The organism is Arthrobacter sp. SO5, from assembly GCF_020532805.1.
In the GTDB taxonomy this organism is placed as follows: Bacteria; Actinomycetota; Actinomycetes; order Actinomycetales; family Micrococcaceae; genus Arthrobacter.
The window spans coordinates 8,430-23,377 of the sequence record NZ_MQTQ01000078.1 but is presented as its reverse complement, the minus strand read 5'-3'; the positions used below and the strand labels follow the sequence as shown (position 1 = coordinate 23,377).

15 protein-coding genes and 1 tRNA gene are annotated in these 14,948 nt (G+C 67.3%); 9 read left to right on the top strand and 7 right to left on the bottom strand.

Going from position 1 to position 14,948, the window contains the following annotated elements:
* Positions 1-42: 42 nt before the first annotated feature.
* Positions 43-115: transfer RNA gene (locus BJG92_RS15035), tRNA-Lys, on the bottom strand.
* A 230-nt stretch (positions 116-345) separates the two neighbouring features.
* On the opposite strand from BJG92_RS15035, the gene BJG92_RS15030 reads away from it, so the two are divergent.
* The 3 genes from BJG92_RS15030 to BJG92_RS15020 all read left to right on the top strand — a co-directional run bounded on the left by BJG92_RS15030 (position 346) and on the right by BJG92_RS15020 (position 2,998).
* A complete protein-coding gene (locus tag BJG92_RS15030) occupies positions 346-1,002 on the top strand; it encodes a hypothetical protein (protein WP_232084804.1) in 657 nt (218 codons plus the stop codon).
* Between the two features lie 348 nt (positions 1,003-1,350).
* On the top strand, positions 1,351-1,968 hold the full coding sequence (locus tag BJG92_RS15025) for a DUF47 domain-containing protein (RefSeq protein ID WP_232084803.1): 618 nt from the start codon (positions 1,351-1,353) through the stop codon (positions 1,966-1,968).
* Position 1,969: 1 nt separating this feature from the next.
* A complete protein-coding gene (locus BJG92_RS15020; protein WP_232084802.1) occupies positions 1,970-2,998 on the top strand; it encodes an inorganic phosphate transporter in 1,029 nt (342 codons plus the stop codon).
* A 10-nt stretch (positions 2,999-3,008) separates the two neighbouring features.
* Here BJG92_RS15020 and pstB read toward each other — a convergent pair whose 3' ends face one another.
* The 4 genes from pstB to pstS all read right to left on the bottom strand — a co-directional run bounded on the left by pstB (position 3,009) and on the right by pstS (position 7,152).
* Complete coding sequence (gene pstB / locus BJG92_RS15015) at positions 3,009-3,788, bottom strand: phosphate ABC transporter ATP-binding protein PstB (protein WP_232084801.1); 780 nt, start codon at positions 3,786-3,788, stop codon at positions 3,009-3,011.
* Between the two features lie 40 nt (positions 3,789-3,828).
* Positions 3,829-4,938, bottom strand: coding sequence for a phosphate ABC transporter permease PstA (pstA, locus tag BJG92_RS15010; RefSeq protein WP_232084800.1), 1,110 nt, complete (start codon positions 4,936-4,938; stop codon positions 3,829-3,831).
* The gene (gene pstC, locus BJG92_RS15005) at positions 4,939-5,871 is read right to left on the bottom strand and encodes a phosphate ABC transporter permease subunit PstC (protein WP_232084799.1); all 933 of its coding nucleotides are present in this window, start codon (positions 5,869-5,871) and stop codon (positions 4,939-4,941) included.
* A 159-nt stretch (positions 5,872-6,030) separates the two neighbouring features.
* A complete protein-coding gene (gene pstS, locus BJG92_RS15000; RefSeq protein WP_232084798.1) occupies positions 6,031-7,152 on the bottom strand; it encodes a phosphate ABC transporter substrate-binding protein PstS in 1,122 nt (373 codons plus the stop codon).
* Positions 7,153-7,405: 253 nt separating this feature from the next.
* Here pstS and BJG92_RS14995 point away from each other — a divergent pair, with 253 nt between their 5' ends.
* The 6 genes from BJG92_RS14995 (at position 7,406) to BJG92_RS14970 (ending at position 12,865) form a co-directional block, all read left to right on the top strand.
* Complete coding sequence (locus tag BJG92_RS14995; protein WP_232084797.1) at positions 7,406-8,533, top strand: aromatic acid exporter family protein; 1,128 nt, start codon at positions 7,406-7,408, stop codon at positions 8,531-8,533.
* Positions 8,534-8,600: 67 nt separating this feature from the next.
* Entirely contained in the window at positions 8,601-9,974 is a 1,374-nt protein-coding gene (gene radA / locus BJG92_RS14990; RefSeq protein WP_232084796.1) for a DNA repair protein RadA, read from the top strand.
* Between the two features lie 111 nt (positions 9,975-10,085).
* On the top strand, positions 10,086-10,424 hold the full coding sequence (locus tag BJG92_RS14985; protein ID WP_232084795.1) for an SHOCT domain-containing protein: 339 nt from the start codon (positions 10,086-10,088) through the stop codon (positions 10,422-10,424).
* Positions 10,424-11,893, top strand: coding sequence for a multicopper oxidase family protein (locus BJG92_RS14980; RefSeq protein WP_232084794.1), 1,470 nt, complete (start codon positions 10,424-10,426; stop codon positions 11,891-11,893). Before BJG92_RS14985 ends, BJG92_RS14980 begins: the two co-directional genes overlap by 1 nt.
* A 73-nt stretch (positions 11,894-11,966) precedes the next feature.
* Entirely contained in the window at positions 11,967-12,212 is a 246-nt protein-coding gene (locus BJG92_RS14975) for a hypothetical protein (protein ID WP_232084817.1), read from the top strand.
* A gap of 17 nt (positions 12,213-12,229) precedes the next feature.
* Positions 12,230-12,865 (top strand): class I SAM-dependent methyltransferase, encoded by a 636-nt coding sequence (locus BJG92_RS14970; RefSeq protein ID WP_232084793.1) that lies wholly within the window; start codon positions 12,230-12,232, stop codon positions 12,863-12,865.
* 106 nt (positions 12,866-12,971) lie between these two features.
* Here the strand turns inward: BJG92_RS14970 and BJG92_RS14965 are convergent, their stop codons facing one another.
* Together BJG92_RS14965 and BJG92_RS14960 are read right to left on the bottom strand one after the other, a co-directional pair.
* Positions 12,972-14,174 (bottom strand): acyl-CoA desaturase, encoded by a 1,203-nt coding sequence (locus tag BJG92_RS14965; protein ID WP_232084792.1) that lies wholly within the window; start codon positions 14,172-14,174, stop codon positions 12,972-12,974.
* Positions 14,175-14,187: 13 nt separating this feature from the next.
* On the bottom strand, positions 14,188-14,948 hold a 761-nt coding region (locus BJG92_RS14960), incomplete at its 5' end, for a flavin reductase family protein (protein ID WP_232084791.1).

The following is a 14,948-nucleotide window of genomic DNA, read 5'->3' as shown; positions in this document are numbered from 1 at the left end:
GACAGCAGGCCAGAGGCATGATGCCTCTGGCCTGCTACTGGGTGGGCCCTGTGGGGATCGAACCCACGACCCACGGATTAAAAGTCCGATGCTCTACCAACTGAGCTAAAGGCCCCAGCCGACTGCCCCGGAACTTCGGATGAATCCGCTGTTCCCGTGCCGATCGGCCCAGTCCATTTCTGGACGATAATACTGTACCCCAGACTTGGCCCGGCATTTCGCACCTACGGCTGTGCAACGCCGCAGCGCCCGCATTTTCGGTCGCATTCGCGCCCGCATTGGTGCCGGGTTTACCCTGCGGGCCGGACGCTCGATTCCCCCGAAGCACTGGAGTAGCGTGGGGGCATGAGCGAGAACGCAGGATCCAGCACCCCCGGACCGCCACGGCACCACAAGCCGAAGCCTTTCGCACCCATTGACTTTGAACCCTTTGCCGGCGGGGCCGATCCTGCCCGCGTGTCCGAAGCCGCCCATCTCGCGGCCCAGGCGCTCGTGCGCCGCGGACGCGACAGCGACGATCCCACCGTCACCGAGCGGTTGGTGAAGCTCACGGACGAACAGGGCCTGGAAGCCATCGCCGAGATGTGGGCTGAAAGCCCGGCCCGGTCCCTCCCCGGAGCCCTCTGGCGCCTGTACGCCCTGCGGGCCGCCACCATCCAGAACCCCGAGCGCATTTCGGTCTACTTCCGGGCCGGCAAGGACACGGCACAGGTTTCCCGCGTCGTGGCCGGGGCGGCTGAACCCCCCGGGGCGGAGGAAATGAAGGCGATGGCGGACGCCATCCTCTCCGGGGCGTTCGACGGCGAGTTCGACGTCGCCCTGGAACGTTCCGCCGCCTTCTGCCGCGTCGTCGCACTCGGCCAGGCGACCCTCGCCGACGGCGCCGAGCACAGCAACGAGAGCCGCGCGAGCAAGCTCACCCGCAATTCGCATCTGCTGGTCAAGACCGCCGAAGACCTTGAACACGCGGCCAATGCGTGGCGGCTGGGCGAACTCGACTGAGTCGGGAAGGCATGCCCGCCGCGGACTGTCAATGTTGACTTGTCCTAAGCCACGTAGAACACTAAAAGCGGTGCCGAACCGCGAAACCCCCGGGCTTCAACATTTAGCCGCCTAGAGCGGCCTACCGCCGAGAGGCGTATCCGGTTCGGCACCATTTTCATGCTCTCGCCCGGCCCTCTTTCCCGCCTGGCCCGGGGCCTTCCGTCACACTCGCGGGACCGCCGGGGCTCTATCCCCTGCGCGCTTTAAACCTGACGGTAAAGTAGTCCTCATGCGCGGCTTATCGTCAAGTCATACGGCCGGCAGACCAGTCCCGAGTTCACCCCTCCCGAAGGCCGGTACCCCCACGTGAAGCTGCGCCTTTTCCCCCAAGAGCCCGCCGGGCTGATCCTGCTGGCCCAGATGGCACGCCAGGTTGTGCTGGCCACGGGGACCCTCTCGGAAATCCTGGGCGCCCCGGCCAGCGAACATGCCCGGCTCGTGGAGGACATGCACAACCATGAGGCCAAGTCCGCAGAACTGCACTTTGCCCTGCTGACCCATATGCGGACCAGCTTCGTGAACGTCCTTCCCCGGGAAGATCTGTACGCCCTATCGCGGTACCTCAACGAGGCCATGGAGAAACTTGACGCCGCGGCTGAGCTCGTTTCCCTCTACAAGCTCGACCGGCTGCCCAGGCGGGCGGCAGACCAGCTGGAGATCATCAGCAGGCAGGCCGAGCTGACCGTGGACGCCATGCAGAAGCTGAACAACCTGGACGACCTCGAGGACTACTGGATCGAGGTCCTGCGGCTGGCCAAACGCGCGGAGCGCACCCACCGCGTCTGGGTCGCGGACATGCTCAACAACATGAAGTCGGCCCAGTACGCCCGCAACCGGGACATCGCCAACCAACTGGTGGACGTGACCAAGGAAATGCGCAAGATCGCAACCCAGGTAGGCAGCATCATCGTCAAGGAATCCTGACGTGACCCTCCTTTTCTTCGCCCTGGTAGTCCTGCTCGCCGGGGCCTTCGCGTTCCTGAACGGTTTCAGGGATGCTTCCACGTCGGTGGCGCTGGCGGTGCGGACCCGTGCCCTGACGCCCACCGTCGCGGTGCTGCTGGCCAGCATCTTCAACTTCACCGGTGCCGCGCTGAGCGCCGCGCTGGCGCTTCAGCTCAGCCGTACCTGGATCCAGCTGCCCTCCGGACCGAACGGGCTCGCCATCCTGATGGCCGGGCTGATCAGCGCGGTCCTGTGGGGCATCTACACCTGGTGGCGGGGTATCCCGACCTCCTCGACGCAAGCCCTTATCGGCGGCCTCGCCGGAGCCGGCGTCGCCAGCGTCGTGGTGGGCACAAACGCCGTCGGCGGGGTGGACGAATCCTTGTTGTTCCAGGTGGCGCTGCCGCTGCTGCTCACTCCGGTGATTGCCTTCGCGGGCGCGTACTTGCTGGTCTGGCCGGCCACCTGGGCGGCCCGGTACACGCCGCCCAACGTCGTCAACAACCGATCTCGCCGGGCCCAGGCGATCGCCGCCGGCGCCGTGGCGTTTGCCCACGGGTTCCAGGACGGTCAGCGCACGGCCGCCGTGCTGATCCTGGCCATGCTCGCGGCCGGGCTGTCCGACGGCGGCTCCGTGCCCGTCTGGGTAGCGCTGTTCACCGCCGTCATGCTGGCGGTCGGGACCCTGGCCGGCGGCTGGCGGATTTCCTACACCATCGGCTACCGGCTGATCCGGATGGACCCGCTGCGCGGCTTTGTGGCCCAGATGTACAGCTCAGTGATCCTGCTCGGTGGAGCCATCGCGCTGCACTGGCCCATTTCAACGACCCATACGGTCACCGCGGCCGTCCTGGGGGCGGGGGAAAACCAGGGCTTCCCCGCCACCAACCGGCTGCTCGTGATCCGTATCCTGGGCTTCTGGGTGCTCACCCCGATCGCCACCGCCGCCGCGGCGTTCGTGCTGGCGCTCTCGCTCTCCCCGCTGGCCGGGCTTGAACCCGGCCGGTGAGATGAAGCGGTTACCCGAAGCGGCCTGAGACGTAGTCCTCAGTGGCCTTCTCGGTCGGGTTGCTGAACATCGTGTGGGTGTCGCCGTATTCGATCAGCTTGCCCGGCTTGCCGGTTCCGGCGATGTTGAAGAATGCCGTCTTGTCCGAGACGCGGGCGGCCTGCTGCATGTTGTGGGTCACGATCACCACCGTGTACTGGTCCTTGAGTTCATTGATGAGGTCCTCGATGGCCAGTGTGGAAATCGGGTCCAGCGCCGAGCACGGCTCGTCCATCAGGATCACCTGGGGTTCGACGGCGATCGCCCGGGCGATGCAGAGCCGCTGCTGCTGGCCGCCGGAGAGTCCGGAGCCGGGCTTGGCCAGCCGGTCCTTGACCTCGTTCCAGAGGTTTGAACCGCGCAGCGCGCGCTCCACGAGGGCATCTGCTTCGCCCCGGGAGATCTTCTGGTTGTTCAGCTGCACGCCGGCCAGGACGTTGTCCCGGATGGACATCGTGGGGAACGGGTTGGGACGCTGGAACACCATGCCGATCTGCGAGCGGACAGTGACCGGATCCACTCCGGAGGCGTACAGGTTGTCGCCGTCCAGCAGCACTTCGCCTTCCACCCGGGCGCCGGGAATGACCTCGTGCATGCGGTTCAGCGTGCGGAGGAATGTGGATTTGCCGCAGCCGGAGGGACCGATGAAGGCTGTCACGGACTTGGCTTCGATGTTGATGTTGACGTCTTCAACGGCCAGGAATTTGCTGTAGTAGACGTTCAGGTCCTTGACGTCGATGCGCTTAGACATGATGTTCCTTAAGTTACTCGGAGTGGGGGCTGGCGCCGGGCTAGCGGCCGGTTTTGGGGGCGAACATGCGGGCAACCAGGCGGGCACCGAGGTTGAGCAGCATCACCAGGATGATGAGGACCAGCGCAGCTCCCCAGGCACGCTGTGCGGACGGATCCGGGTTGGACGGCGAGGTGGGGTTGAGGATCTGCGTGTAAATGAATGTGGGCAGCGAGGCCATCCAGCCGCTGAACACGTTGTAGTTGATCGAGGTGGCGAAGCCTGCGGTCACCAGGATCGGCGCGGTTTCGCCGATCACGCGGGCGATCGCGAGCGTGACACCCGAGGCGATGCCGGAGATCGCCGTCGGGATGACCACTTTGAGGATGGTCCGCCACTTGCGCACGCCCAGGGCGTAGGCCGCCTCGCGAAGTTCGTTGGGGACGATTTTGAGCATTTCCTCGCTGGAACGTACCACCACGGGGATCATCAGGACGGACAGCGCGACGGCGGCCACGGCACCGGTCTTGGTGCCGGGCCCCACGATGATGAAGAAGAAGGCCGCCGCGAAGAGGCCGGCCACGATCGAGGGGATGCCGGTCATGACGTCCACGAAAAACGTGATGGCGCGGGCCACCGGGCGGTCCTCGCCGTACTCCACGAGGTAAATGGCGGACATCAGGCCGACGGGCACCGAGATGATGGTCGCCGAGACGGTGATCAGCAGGGTGCCGATCAGGGCGTGGAAGATGCCGCCGATCACCGGGGCGCCTTCCTCGACGCTCTTGTTGTCGTAGACGCCGGTGACGCCATTCATCGAGGTGCTCAGGAACCCGGAGTTCATGAGCCCGGGAAGGCCGTTGACGAGGACGGTCCAGATCACGGAGACCAGCGGCAGCAGCGCGATCAGGAAGGCACCGACCACAAGGCAGGTGGCCAGTTTGTCCTTGGCCCGGCGGGAGCCTTCGACGGCGGCACTCCAGCCGACCAGGCCCACGGCGAAGAGGATGGCCGAAACGATTCCCCAGCCGAAGACGTTGAAGCCGATCAGGGCCAGGACCGCGGCTGCCAGGACGAGGGCGACGGCCAGCACCGCGTAGGGTGCCCATTTTGGCAACTGGCCCTTGGTCAGGGCGGAGCGCTTCTGGACGGGTGTCAAGGTGGAGGTCATTTAGTTGGCTCCCGAGAATTCTTTGTGCCGGTTGATGATCCCGCGGGCGACCATGTTCACGGCGAGGGTGATGACGAACAGGACCAGCCCGGCGGCGATCAGCGTGCTGACCTTGAGTCCGCTGGCCTCGGGGAAGTTCAGGGCAATTTCGGCGGCGATAGTCTGGTTTCCCGACTTGATCAGGCTGGCCGTGAGCGCGCCCGAGGACAGGACCAGCGCGACGGCCATGGTCTCGCCCAGAGCCCGGCCCAGGCCCAGCATCACGGCGCTGATGATGCCCGGACGGCCGAACGGAAACACGGCCATCCGGATCATTTCCCAGCGGGTTGCTCCGAGCGCCAGCGCGGCTTCCTCGTGCAGCTTGGGGGTCTGCAGGAAGATTTCGCGGGTCAGGGACGTGACGATCGGCAGGACCATCACGGCCAGGACAATACCGGCGGTGAGGATCGTCTTGCCAGTGGCAGAGGCCGGGCCCTGGAAGATCGGCAGCCAGCCCATGTTGTCGGAGAGCCAGTTGTAAGCCGGCGAGATTTCCTTGGCCAGGACGGTCGCACCCCACGCGCCGTAGACCACCGAGGGGATGGCAGCCAGCAGGTCGACCACGTAGCCAAGCCCGGAGGCCAGCTTCCGCGGCGCGAAGTGCGAGATGAAGAGTGCGACGCCGATCGCCACCGGCGTGGCGATCACGATTGCGATGGCTGCCGCGATCAGGGTGCCGATCACGATTGGCCAGATGTAGGCGAAGAAGCCCTCACCGCCCTGGATCTTGTCCGGGGAAGCCGTGAGGGCCGGGATCGCCTGGATGACGAGGAAGAGCGCCACACCGAAGAGCACGGCAAGGATCAGGCACCCTGCGGCCAGCGTGGCTGCGGAAAAGACTTGGTCCCCGGCGCGGCCTGCGCCCCGGGACTTGGTCGCGGAGGTGGTGGTCACTTCACGGTCCTTCAGCTTTGGATCATCTGGTACTTCTGACAAATACAGAATAAACGCGTAGGTTCCCCGTCCCGATCCGGCCGTCTGTGACAGCCGCATCGGGACGGGGAACCAAGGTCAGGCTGGTGTTTCCACTAGGCCCGTTGGCGCGTGGTATCCCTAGGACTTGGCCTTGACGGCCTCGAGGGACTTCGTGACCTTATCCTGGAGGGCCTTCGACATCGGAGCGGACTTGGCAGCGTCAGCTGCCGCCTTCTGGCCGGCGTCGGAGGCTGCGTAGCTGACAAAGGCCTTGACCAGGTCAGCAGTGGCCTGCGTGGGATAGGTGGTGCAAACGATGTGGTAGGACACCAGGACGATCGGGTAGGCGCCCGCGGCGGTGGTGGTGCGGTCCAGCTTGATGGCGAGGTCGTTGGCGTTGCGGCCCTCAACCGGCTTCCCGGCGTCGACTGCCTTAGCGGCAGCCTCAGCGGAAATCTTCGTGAAGGAGTCGCCGACCTTGATCTGCGCGGTGCCGAGCTTGCCGCTGACAGCGGAGTCGTCAGCGTAGGTCACGGCACCGGGGGTGTCGGTGACAGTCTTGACGACGCCGGACGTGCCCTTGGCGTTTTCGCCCTTCAGGGATGCAGGCCAGATGCCGGCAGACTTGTCGGTCCAGACCTCCGGCGCGGCGGCGGCGAGGTAGTCGGTGAAGTTGGAGGTGGTGCCGGAATCATCGGAGCGGTTGACCGGGGTGACCTTGAGGTCCGGCAGCTTGACGTCGGGGTTCAGGGCGGCGATGGCAGGGTCGTTCCAGTTGGCAATCTGGCCGCGGAAGATCTTGGCGACGGTGGCGGCGTCGAGCTTGAGCTCCTTGATGTCGGGCAGGTTGAAGGCCACGGCGATCGGGGAAATGTACACCGGGATGTCCAGGGCGCCGTCGGGGCCGCACACGGTCTTGGATGCTGCGAGCTCGTCATCCTTGAGGTAGGCGTCAGAGCCGCCGAACTGGGCGGAGCCGTCCAGGAGGGCCTTGCGGCCGGCACCGGAGCCGTCCGGGGAGTACTGCACGGTGGCACCCTGGTTCGCGGAGGCGAAGTTCGTCTTCCAGGCATCCATGGCCGCAGCCTGCGCGGAGGAGCCGATGCCGGTCAGAGTGCCGGTGACCTTGACGCCTGCCGCGGACGGCGTAGCCGACGGAGCGGTGTTTGTGGCGTTGTCAGAACCGCAAGCGGTGAGCGCGAGTGCGCCGGCTGCGATAACAGCGATAGCCGCGTGGCGGCCGAAGCGGAGTGCCTTCACTAGATGTACCCCTTCCAGGGATTTTTTATGCATGCCGGGCCGGAGAAGGCCGCGAGCAAGGATGCGTTGGGTTTGTACCTTTATTGAAGTTAGGTGTCCCAGATGAAGAGAATTGCGGTCCAAGGTGAACAGAGGGTTAACGAGACCGGGACATCGGCTTACATCTGCCGGGTTGCCATTGCGTCCGGCGCAGCTCAGACGTACTTTCCGGGAACGTGACCGGCGGCCGCGGCCTGCAAATAGACTGTACGGCATGGCCTCCGCGACTGGACTTTCCGCAAGCGCACGATTCCTGCGCGGGCGGGTCCGCACGGGATTCGTCCGGAGCCGTAATTCGCTCCTGCCGGCCCTCCAGATGACCGCCTGCGCGGTGGGGGCGTATGCCTTCGCGGAGTACGTCCTGGGCCACAGCGGACCGCTCTTCGCCGCCACGTCCTCCCTCATTTCCCTGGGGTTCTCCCGCGAGCCCCGGCTGCGCCGCGTGGTGGAGGTGGGCCTGGGCTGCACCATCGGGATCGTGGTCGGGGACCTGCTGCTGCACTGGCTGGGTGCGGGGATCTGGCAGGCCGCCGTCGTGCTCCTGTTCTCGATCCTGCTGGCGCGGTTCCTGGACAGCGGGACGATTTTCACCACCCAGCTGGGCCTGCAGTCGCTGCTGGTGGTGCTCCTGCCGGCGCCGATCGGCGGCCCCTTCACGCGCAGCATCGACGCCATCGTGGGCGGCGTTTTCGCCTTACTGTTTACCATCCTCACGCCCAAGGACCCGCGGCGGGAACCCCGCAACGACGTCAAGAAACTCCTGCACGAACTCGCGGAGGTGCTGCGCGAATGCGCCTCCGCCCTGAGCGACAGCGACTCCACCCAGGCCTGGCATGCGCTGATCCGGGGGCGGAACTGCCAGCCGCTGGTCGATGCGATGCGGCAGACCCTGCGGGCCTCCGGCGAGGTCGCCACCCTGGCCCCTGCCTACCGGCGGCACCGGGAGGAGTTGGACCGGCTGGAGCAGTCGCTGGACTTTATCGACCTCGCACTGCGCAACAGCCGGGTCTTTGCCCGCCGCCTGACGAGTGCCATCAACCACGCGGCGTTGTCCGACGAAGCCACCCAGAACATCGCCGGCATCCTGCAGGAGACCGCGGACGCCGTCGACGAGATCTCCCTGGGCCTGGCGGAAGTGCACGACGGCGTCCGCCGCGCCCACCTGCGGACGGCCCGGACGGAGCTGCGGGAAATCGCCGGCCGCCTGCACCCGCGGCTGCTGGACGTGCAGCGGCTCGAGGGCGAAACGGTGGTCATGCTGTTCCGGCCGCTCATGGTGGACCTCCTGGAGGCCGCCGGCGTGGATTCCGGGGAGGCCCGGGACATCCTCCCGCCGCTGTAGCCGCCCGCCCCGCGCCCTGCAGCGGCGCCTCCAGATGGGTGTCGCCGGCCGCGGATAGGGTAGAGCGATGGCTACCAAAACTTCCCGGGCTTCCAAGGCGCCGGGCTACAAATGCGCCGAATGCGGCTGGACTACGGCAAAGTGGGTGGGCCGCTGCGGCGAGTGCCAGGCCTGGGGCAGCGTCGAGGAAACAGGCGGCGCTGTGGCCCGCACGACGGCGGCCGCCACCGTCCTGGAGCCGGCCCGCCGGATTTCCGAAGTTGATGCCACGACCGCGGCTTTCCTGCCCACGGGCGTGGATGAGCTGGACCGCGTGCTCGGCGGCGGCCTGGTCCCGGGCGCCGTCATCCTCCTGGCCGGCGAACCCGGCGTCGGCAAATCCACCCTGCTGCTGGACGTTGCGGCTAAATTCGCCCGCACCGCGCAGGACGTCCTGTACATCACGGGCGAGGAATCGGCGGCGCAGGTGAAGCTCCGCGCGGACCGGATCGACGCCGTCGCGGAGTCCCTGTACCTCTCGGCCGAAACGGACCTGGGCCAGGCCCTGGGGCAGGTGGAGAAACTTGAGCCGCGGCTGCTGATCGTGGACTCCGTGCAGACGCTAAGCAGCGCCGACGTCGAAGGCAGCGCCGGCGGCGTTTCCCAGGTGCGCGAGGTCGCGGCTTCCCTGATCGCCGCGGCCAAACGCCGCAACATGACCACGCTGCTGGTGGGCCACGTCACGAAGGACGGCTCCATCGCCGGGCCCCGGTTGCTCGAGCACCTCGTGGATGTGGTGTGCCAGTTCGAAGGCGAGCGGCATTCCCGGCTGCGGCTGCTGCGAGCCGTCAAGAACCGCTACGGCCCCACCGACGACGTCGGCTGCTTTGACCTGAACGAGGACGGTATTGTGGGCCTCGCCGACCCGAGCGGACTGTTCGTTTCCCGGACCAAGGAGCCGGTCTCCGGAACCTGCATCACGGTGACGCTGGAGGGCCGCCGCCCGCTGCTGGCCGAGGTCCAGTCCCTGCTCGCCGAGAGCGCCAGCTCCCAGCCCCGCCGGGCCACGAGCGGACTGGACAGTTCCCGCGTGGCGATGCTGCTGGCAGTGCTGCAGCAACGGGCCGGCTGCCTGCTGCACAAGGACGATTCCTACGTGGCGACTGTGGGCGGCGTGAAGCTCAGCGAGCCCGCCACGGACCTCGCCGTTGCCCTGGCCGTGGCCTCGGCGAAGGCCAGGAAACCGTTGCCGGAGCGTCTCATCGCCTTCGGCGAAGTGGGCCTGGCCGGCGAGGTCCGCCCTGTGCCCGGGATCAACCAGCGCATCCAGGAAGCCCACCGGCTCGGGTTCACGCACGCGGTGGTGCCCGCGAGCCCCAACGGGCCGGGCCCGGTTCCGCCGGGCTTCTCCGTGCGGGAAGTCGGGCACCTGACCGAGGCGCTGAGCCTGCTGATCAGCTGAGGCTGCGCTGCATCTCCTCCGGGCCCTCGAGAGACGACTTAGGACCCTAGCCCCGGGCCGGCAGACGGCGGAAGATGGGAGCTAGATGGGGCACCGCGAAGGGAACTGGCAATGATGGGATTTTACGGAGACGGATTTGGGCTGATGTGGCTCTGGGGCCTGTTGCTGCTGGTCGGGATCGCAGTGCTGGTGCTCCTGGCGGTCCGGATCTTCACGGGCGGAGTCGGCCGCGGCCCGGGCCCCGGACACTACGGCCCGGACCGCGTAGGACAGCCGGGCCCTTATGGTGCGGCGCCCCTGGGCCCTGCGGGCGCCCCGCAGGGAGGCCCCGGTGGTCCGTTCGGCGGGAAGAGCCAGGCACGCCTGATCCTCGAGGAACGTTTCGCCAAGGGTGAGCTGACCGCCGAACAGTACCGCGAAAACCTGAAAGTACTCGGCGAGGAGTCATAGTGCGGCCCATCAGCCGCCGCGACGCACTCATCCTGGGCGGCCTGGGGGTTGCAGGCACCGCGGCTGGCGCTGCCGGACTGTGGTGGTCCCTGGGTTCCACCGTGGGCCCGCTCGGCGGCGCGGGACTTGAGCTGCGCAACCCCCCGGAGCTGCGCAGCGCTGGAGGCCGGCTTCAGCTGAGGCTTGAGGCCGCCCGAGGGGGGCTCGACGTCGGCGGCCGGCGGGCACTGCCCATGCTCTACAACGGCAGCCTTCCCGGACCCACCCTCCGCCTGCGGGCGGGCGATGAACTCGCCATCCGGCTGGTCAACAGCCTGGCCGAGCCAACCAATCTCCACCTGCACGGCCTGCACGTTTCCCCCCAGGCCAACGGGGACAATGTGTTTGTCACGGTCAACCCCGGGGACAGTTTCGACTACAGCTACCGGCTTCCGGCCGGTCACCCGCCCGGTGTGTACTGGTACCACCCGCACCACCACGGCCTGGTGGCGGGGCAGATCTTCGCGGGGCTCTTCGGGGCGGTCATCGTGGAAGATCCCGAACCGATAAACGTCAGTGCGGAGCATGTCCTCGTCGTCTCGGACACCACCCTGGACTTCGCGGGGAACACAGCGGCGGCGTCGCCGCTGGAACGCATGGCCGGCCGGGAAGGCGAGCTCGTGCTGGTCAACGGGCAGAGCAGCCCGCTCCTCACTGCCCGGCCGGGTGAGCGCCAGCGGTGGCGGATCATCAATGCCTGCGTGGCCCGCTTCCTTCGGCTCCGGATGGACGGCCAGCAGCTGGATTTGATCGGCATGGACTCTGGAAGGTCCCTTGTACCCGAGGCCGTGGATGAAGTCCTGCTGGCGCCGGGGAACCGGGCAGACCTGCTGGTGACCGCCTCCGCAGGCGAATCGGTGCTGCAGGCTCTGCCGTATGACCGGGGCGGCATGGCGGGAATGATGGGGCAGGGGCCGTCCGCTGGCCGCGGGGCGGCCGCGCTGGCGACCTTTCGGGTCAGCGGCGAATCCGCGGCTTCGCCCGGTACCGTCGCGGCCCGGCCGGCAGGGGAGGACCTGCGCACTGCCGCCGAGGCCGCACACCGGCAACTGGTCCTGGCCATGGGCGCGGGTGCGGGAGGCATGGGCGGCGGAATGGGCGGCATGATGCGGTTCAGCATCAACGGCCGTGAATACAGCGAGTCCCGCACGGACACCATCGTCCCAGCCGGAAGCGTGGAGGAATGGACCGTGGTCAACACCAGCCCGATGGACCACCCCTTCCACCTGCACGTGTGGCCAATGCAGCTCATCGATTCCGACGGCCGGGCCCTAACTTCCGTTGTTATGCGCGACGTCGTCAACGTACCGGCCAACGGACGCGTGACTGTCCGGATCGCGTTCCGCGACTTTACCGGCCGCTCGGTGTACCACTGCCACATCCTGGACCACGAGGATCTGGGCATGATGGGTGTGATCGAGGTCCGCTGACCGGAAAAGACCCTCATACCCCCCCGGGGATATCTTCGAAGAGCAGGTCCATCATCCCAAGGGAGCGGCCATCATGGATCACCAGGACAGCAGCGCGGCTACCGACGCGGCGCCGCGCAGGGAGCACCCAGGCCCTCGGCCAGGACGACGATCACACTGCGACGCCCGGCAGGTGGCCCGGGCGGGCGTCCTCGCCTTCGCAGGGCTGATCCTCTCCCCTGCCGCCGGGGCCGTGCTGATGTCCGCCTCCACGATCGTGGTGGCGCTCAACGCGCAGTTGCTGCGGCGGCTGAAGCTCAGCCCCGCCGCCGCCCGATGAACGGAAAGGATGCCCCGATGTCCGATGCCGCGCCCCGCAACCCGTCATTCGGGCGATCGTTCGCCCGCGTGGGTCCGCGGATGGACGCCCGGGGTGCGTCGGCCCACCGACGGCGCCTCGTCGAAGCGGCGCACGGCACCGTCATCGAAATCGGCGCCGGCTATGGGGCCACCTTTCCGCTCTACCCGTCCGCGGTGACCAGCGTGCTGGCGCTCGAACCCGATGCCACACTCCGCGGGCTGGCGCTGGCCGCTGCGCCCGGGGCGTCGGTCCCCGTCACTGTCCAAACCGGCGTGGCGGAATCGCTGCCGGCGGCGGACGCCTCGATCGACGTCGTCGTCTCCAGCCTGGTGCTGTGCAGCGTTGGGGACCAGTCCGCCGTGCTGGCAGAGACGCTCCGGGTGCTCCGTCCCGGCGGACTGCTGCTGTTCTATGAACACGTCCGCTCAGCACACGCCATGCTGGCCGCGGCCGAGGACCTGATCACGCCGCTGTGGAGCCGCATGGCCGGCGGATGCCACCCGAACCGCGACACTGCTGCCATGATCTCCGGGGCCGGCTTTACGGTGCTGCGCCTTGAACGCTTCGGCTTTTCGGCACTCCCGGGCAACCCGCGCGTGGCCCATATTCTCGGGGTGGCCGGCAAACCCTGAACGCCGCCCTCGGCCGCGACGCGCAGAAGGGGCGCCCGCCTCGACGGCAGGCGCCCCTTACTTACTCGCGACTTAGTCCCGACTTAGTCGCGGGAGCGGACGGGTTCTAGGCCTTCTTGGGCGGCAGGGCCAGCTTGAAGACCTTGGCCCAGGTGGAGCCGACCTGCTTCCAGATGGGGCCCGTGGTGTACGGCAGCCCGTAGCGCTTGCAGATCTCCCGTACCTTCGGGGCCACCTCGCCGTAGCGGTTGGAGGGGATGTCCGGGAAGAGGTGGTGCTCGATCTGGTGCGAGAGGTTGCCGGTCATCAGGTGCATGAACTTGGAACCGGAGATGTTGGCGGAGCCGATCATCTGCCGCACGTACCAGTCGCCGCGGGTCTCGCCTTCCACCATTTCCTCGGTGAAGGTGTCGGTCCCGTCGGGGAAGTGGCCGCAGAAGATCACCGCGTGGGCCCAGACATTGCGGACCGCGTTCGCAGTCAGGGTGCCGTAGAGCGCCTGCTTGCCGGAGCCGGTCAGCATGGCGACGGCGGGAGTGGCGGCGTAGTCCTTGGTGAACTGCTTGAGGGCCTTGCGCCCCAGGGCCTTGAGGTCCTTGGTCAGGGCTTCCTTGGACTTCTTGCCCTCTTTGTAGTCCTGCAGCTCAAGGTCGTAGATCGCGATGCCCCATTCGAAGACCGGTGCCAGCAGGGCGTTGTAGACCGGGTTGCCGAGGTTGAACGGCTTCCATTCCTGCTGCGGGTCCATGCGCAGGAGGTTGTATCCGACGTCGTTGTCCTTGCCGATGACATTCGTCCAGCGGTGGTGCAGATCGTTGTGGGTGTGCTGCCAGGCCCGCGCGGGGGTCACGAAGTCCCATTCCCAGGTGGTGGAGTGGATGTCCGGGTCCCGCATCCAGTCCCACTGCCCGTGCAGGATGTTGTGTCCAAGTTCCATGTTTTCGAGGATCTTGGCGAGGCTCAGCAGCGTCGTGCCCGTGACCCAGGCCGCCTTGTTCTTGCTCACCAGAAGGGCGGCGCGGCCGGAAATCTCCAGCCCGCGCTGGATCTTGATCATGCGGCGGATGTAGGCGGCATCGCTGGCCCCGCGCTTGGCGAGGATATCGTCCTTGATGGCGTCGAGTTCACGGCCCAGCTCGGCGACCTGCTCGTCGGAGAGATGTGCCGCAGCCGGCGGCCTGAGGGTCGGACTGCCGGTCTCGGCGAGGGCACCTGGCCGGGTTTTGACGGCGGCAGGCGCCTTGGCAGCGTCCGTGGCGCCCTGGGGGGCTTCCTCGGACAGGTCTTGCTTGTCAGAAACAATCGTCATGCGTTTGTACTCCTCAGAGGTCGAGGTTTACGGGTCCGGCGGCTGCCGAAACACACGTCTGGATTAGTTGGCCGGGCTCGCCATGGATTTCGTCCGTGCGCAGGTCACGGACCTGGCCGGCCCGGAGCGGGATGAGACAGCTGTGGCAGATGCCCATGCGGCAACCGCTGGGCATCAGGACCCCGGCGTCCTCACCGACGTCGAGCAGGGGCGTGTCGCCGTCGGCGTCGACTTCACGGTCCGACGCTTCGAAGGTGACCAGTCCGCCGTCGTGCCCGGCGCCGCCGGCCAGCTTGGTGCTGAACCGTTCGATGGTGAGGCTGGCTGCCGGCTGTGCCACCGCGGCAGCGGACTCGGCTTCCCAGAGGGCCTCGGCGTCGTCCAGGAAGCTTTCGGGGCCGCAGGCGTAAGCGGCGCGCTGGCGCCAGTCCGGGCAAAGCCCGTCCAGCCCGGCAGCCGAGGTGAAGTCCAGCCGTCCGCGTTCGCCGGTGAACCAGTGGATAACGCGGAGGTTGGGAAACTGATCCGCGAGTTCGGCCAGTTCCTCGCGGAAGATGGCGTCCGCCGGGGTCCGGGCAGTGTGGACGAGGACGACGTCTGAGTCGGGCCGGTGCGGGACGAGGGTGCGGATCATCGACATGACCGGGGTGATTCCACTTCCGGCGGTGAGCATCAGCAGGGGCCGCGGGTGCTCCGGAAGGACGAAGTCGCCTTGCGGCGGTGCCAGGAACAGCACGTCGCCGGGCTTGGTATGGCGCACGAGTGTCCCGGAGA

What these genes read in the sequence shown, in the direction of transcription:
- pstB (WP_232084801.1), bottom strand. Translation starts at nt 3,788, where the DNA reads ATGTCTAAGCGCATCGACGTCAAGGACCTGAACGTCTACTACAGCAAA.
- pstA (WP_232084800.1), bottom strand. Translation starts at nt 4,938, where the DNA reads ATGACCTCCACCTTGACACCCGTCCAGAAGCGCTCCGCCCTGACCAAG.
- BJG92_RS14985 (WP_232084795.1), top strand. Translation starts at nt 10,086, where the DNA reads ATGATGGGATTTTACGGAGACGGATTTGGGCTGATGTGGCTCTGGGGC.
- BJG92_RS14995 (WP_232084797.1), top strand. Translation starts at nt 7,406, where the DNA reads ATGGCCTCCGCGACTGGACTTTCCGCAAGCGCACGATTCCTGCGCGGG.
- BJG92_RS14975 (WP_232084817.1), top strand. Translation starts at nt 11,967, where the DNA reads ATGGATCACCAGGACAGCAGCGCGGCTACCGACGCGGCGCCGCGCAGG.
- BJG92_RS15030 (WP_232084804.1), top strand. Translation starts at nt 346, where the DNA reads ATGAGCGAGAACGCAGGATCCAGCACCCCCGGACCGCCACGGCACCAC.
- BJG92_RS14970 (WP_232084793.1), top strand. Translation starts at nt 12,230, where the DNA reads ATGTCCGATGCCGCGCCCCGCAACCCGTCATTCGGGCGATCGTTCGCC.
- BJG92_RS14965 (WP_232084792.1), bottom strand. Translation starts at nt 14,174, where the DNA reads ATGACGATTGTTTCTGACAAGCAAGACCTGTCCGAGGAAGCCCCCCAG.
- radA (WP_232084796.1), top strand. Translation starts at nt 8,601, where the DNA reads ATGGCTACCAAAACTTCCCGGGCTTCCAAGGCGCCGGGCTACAAATGC.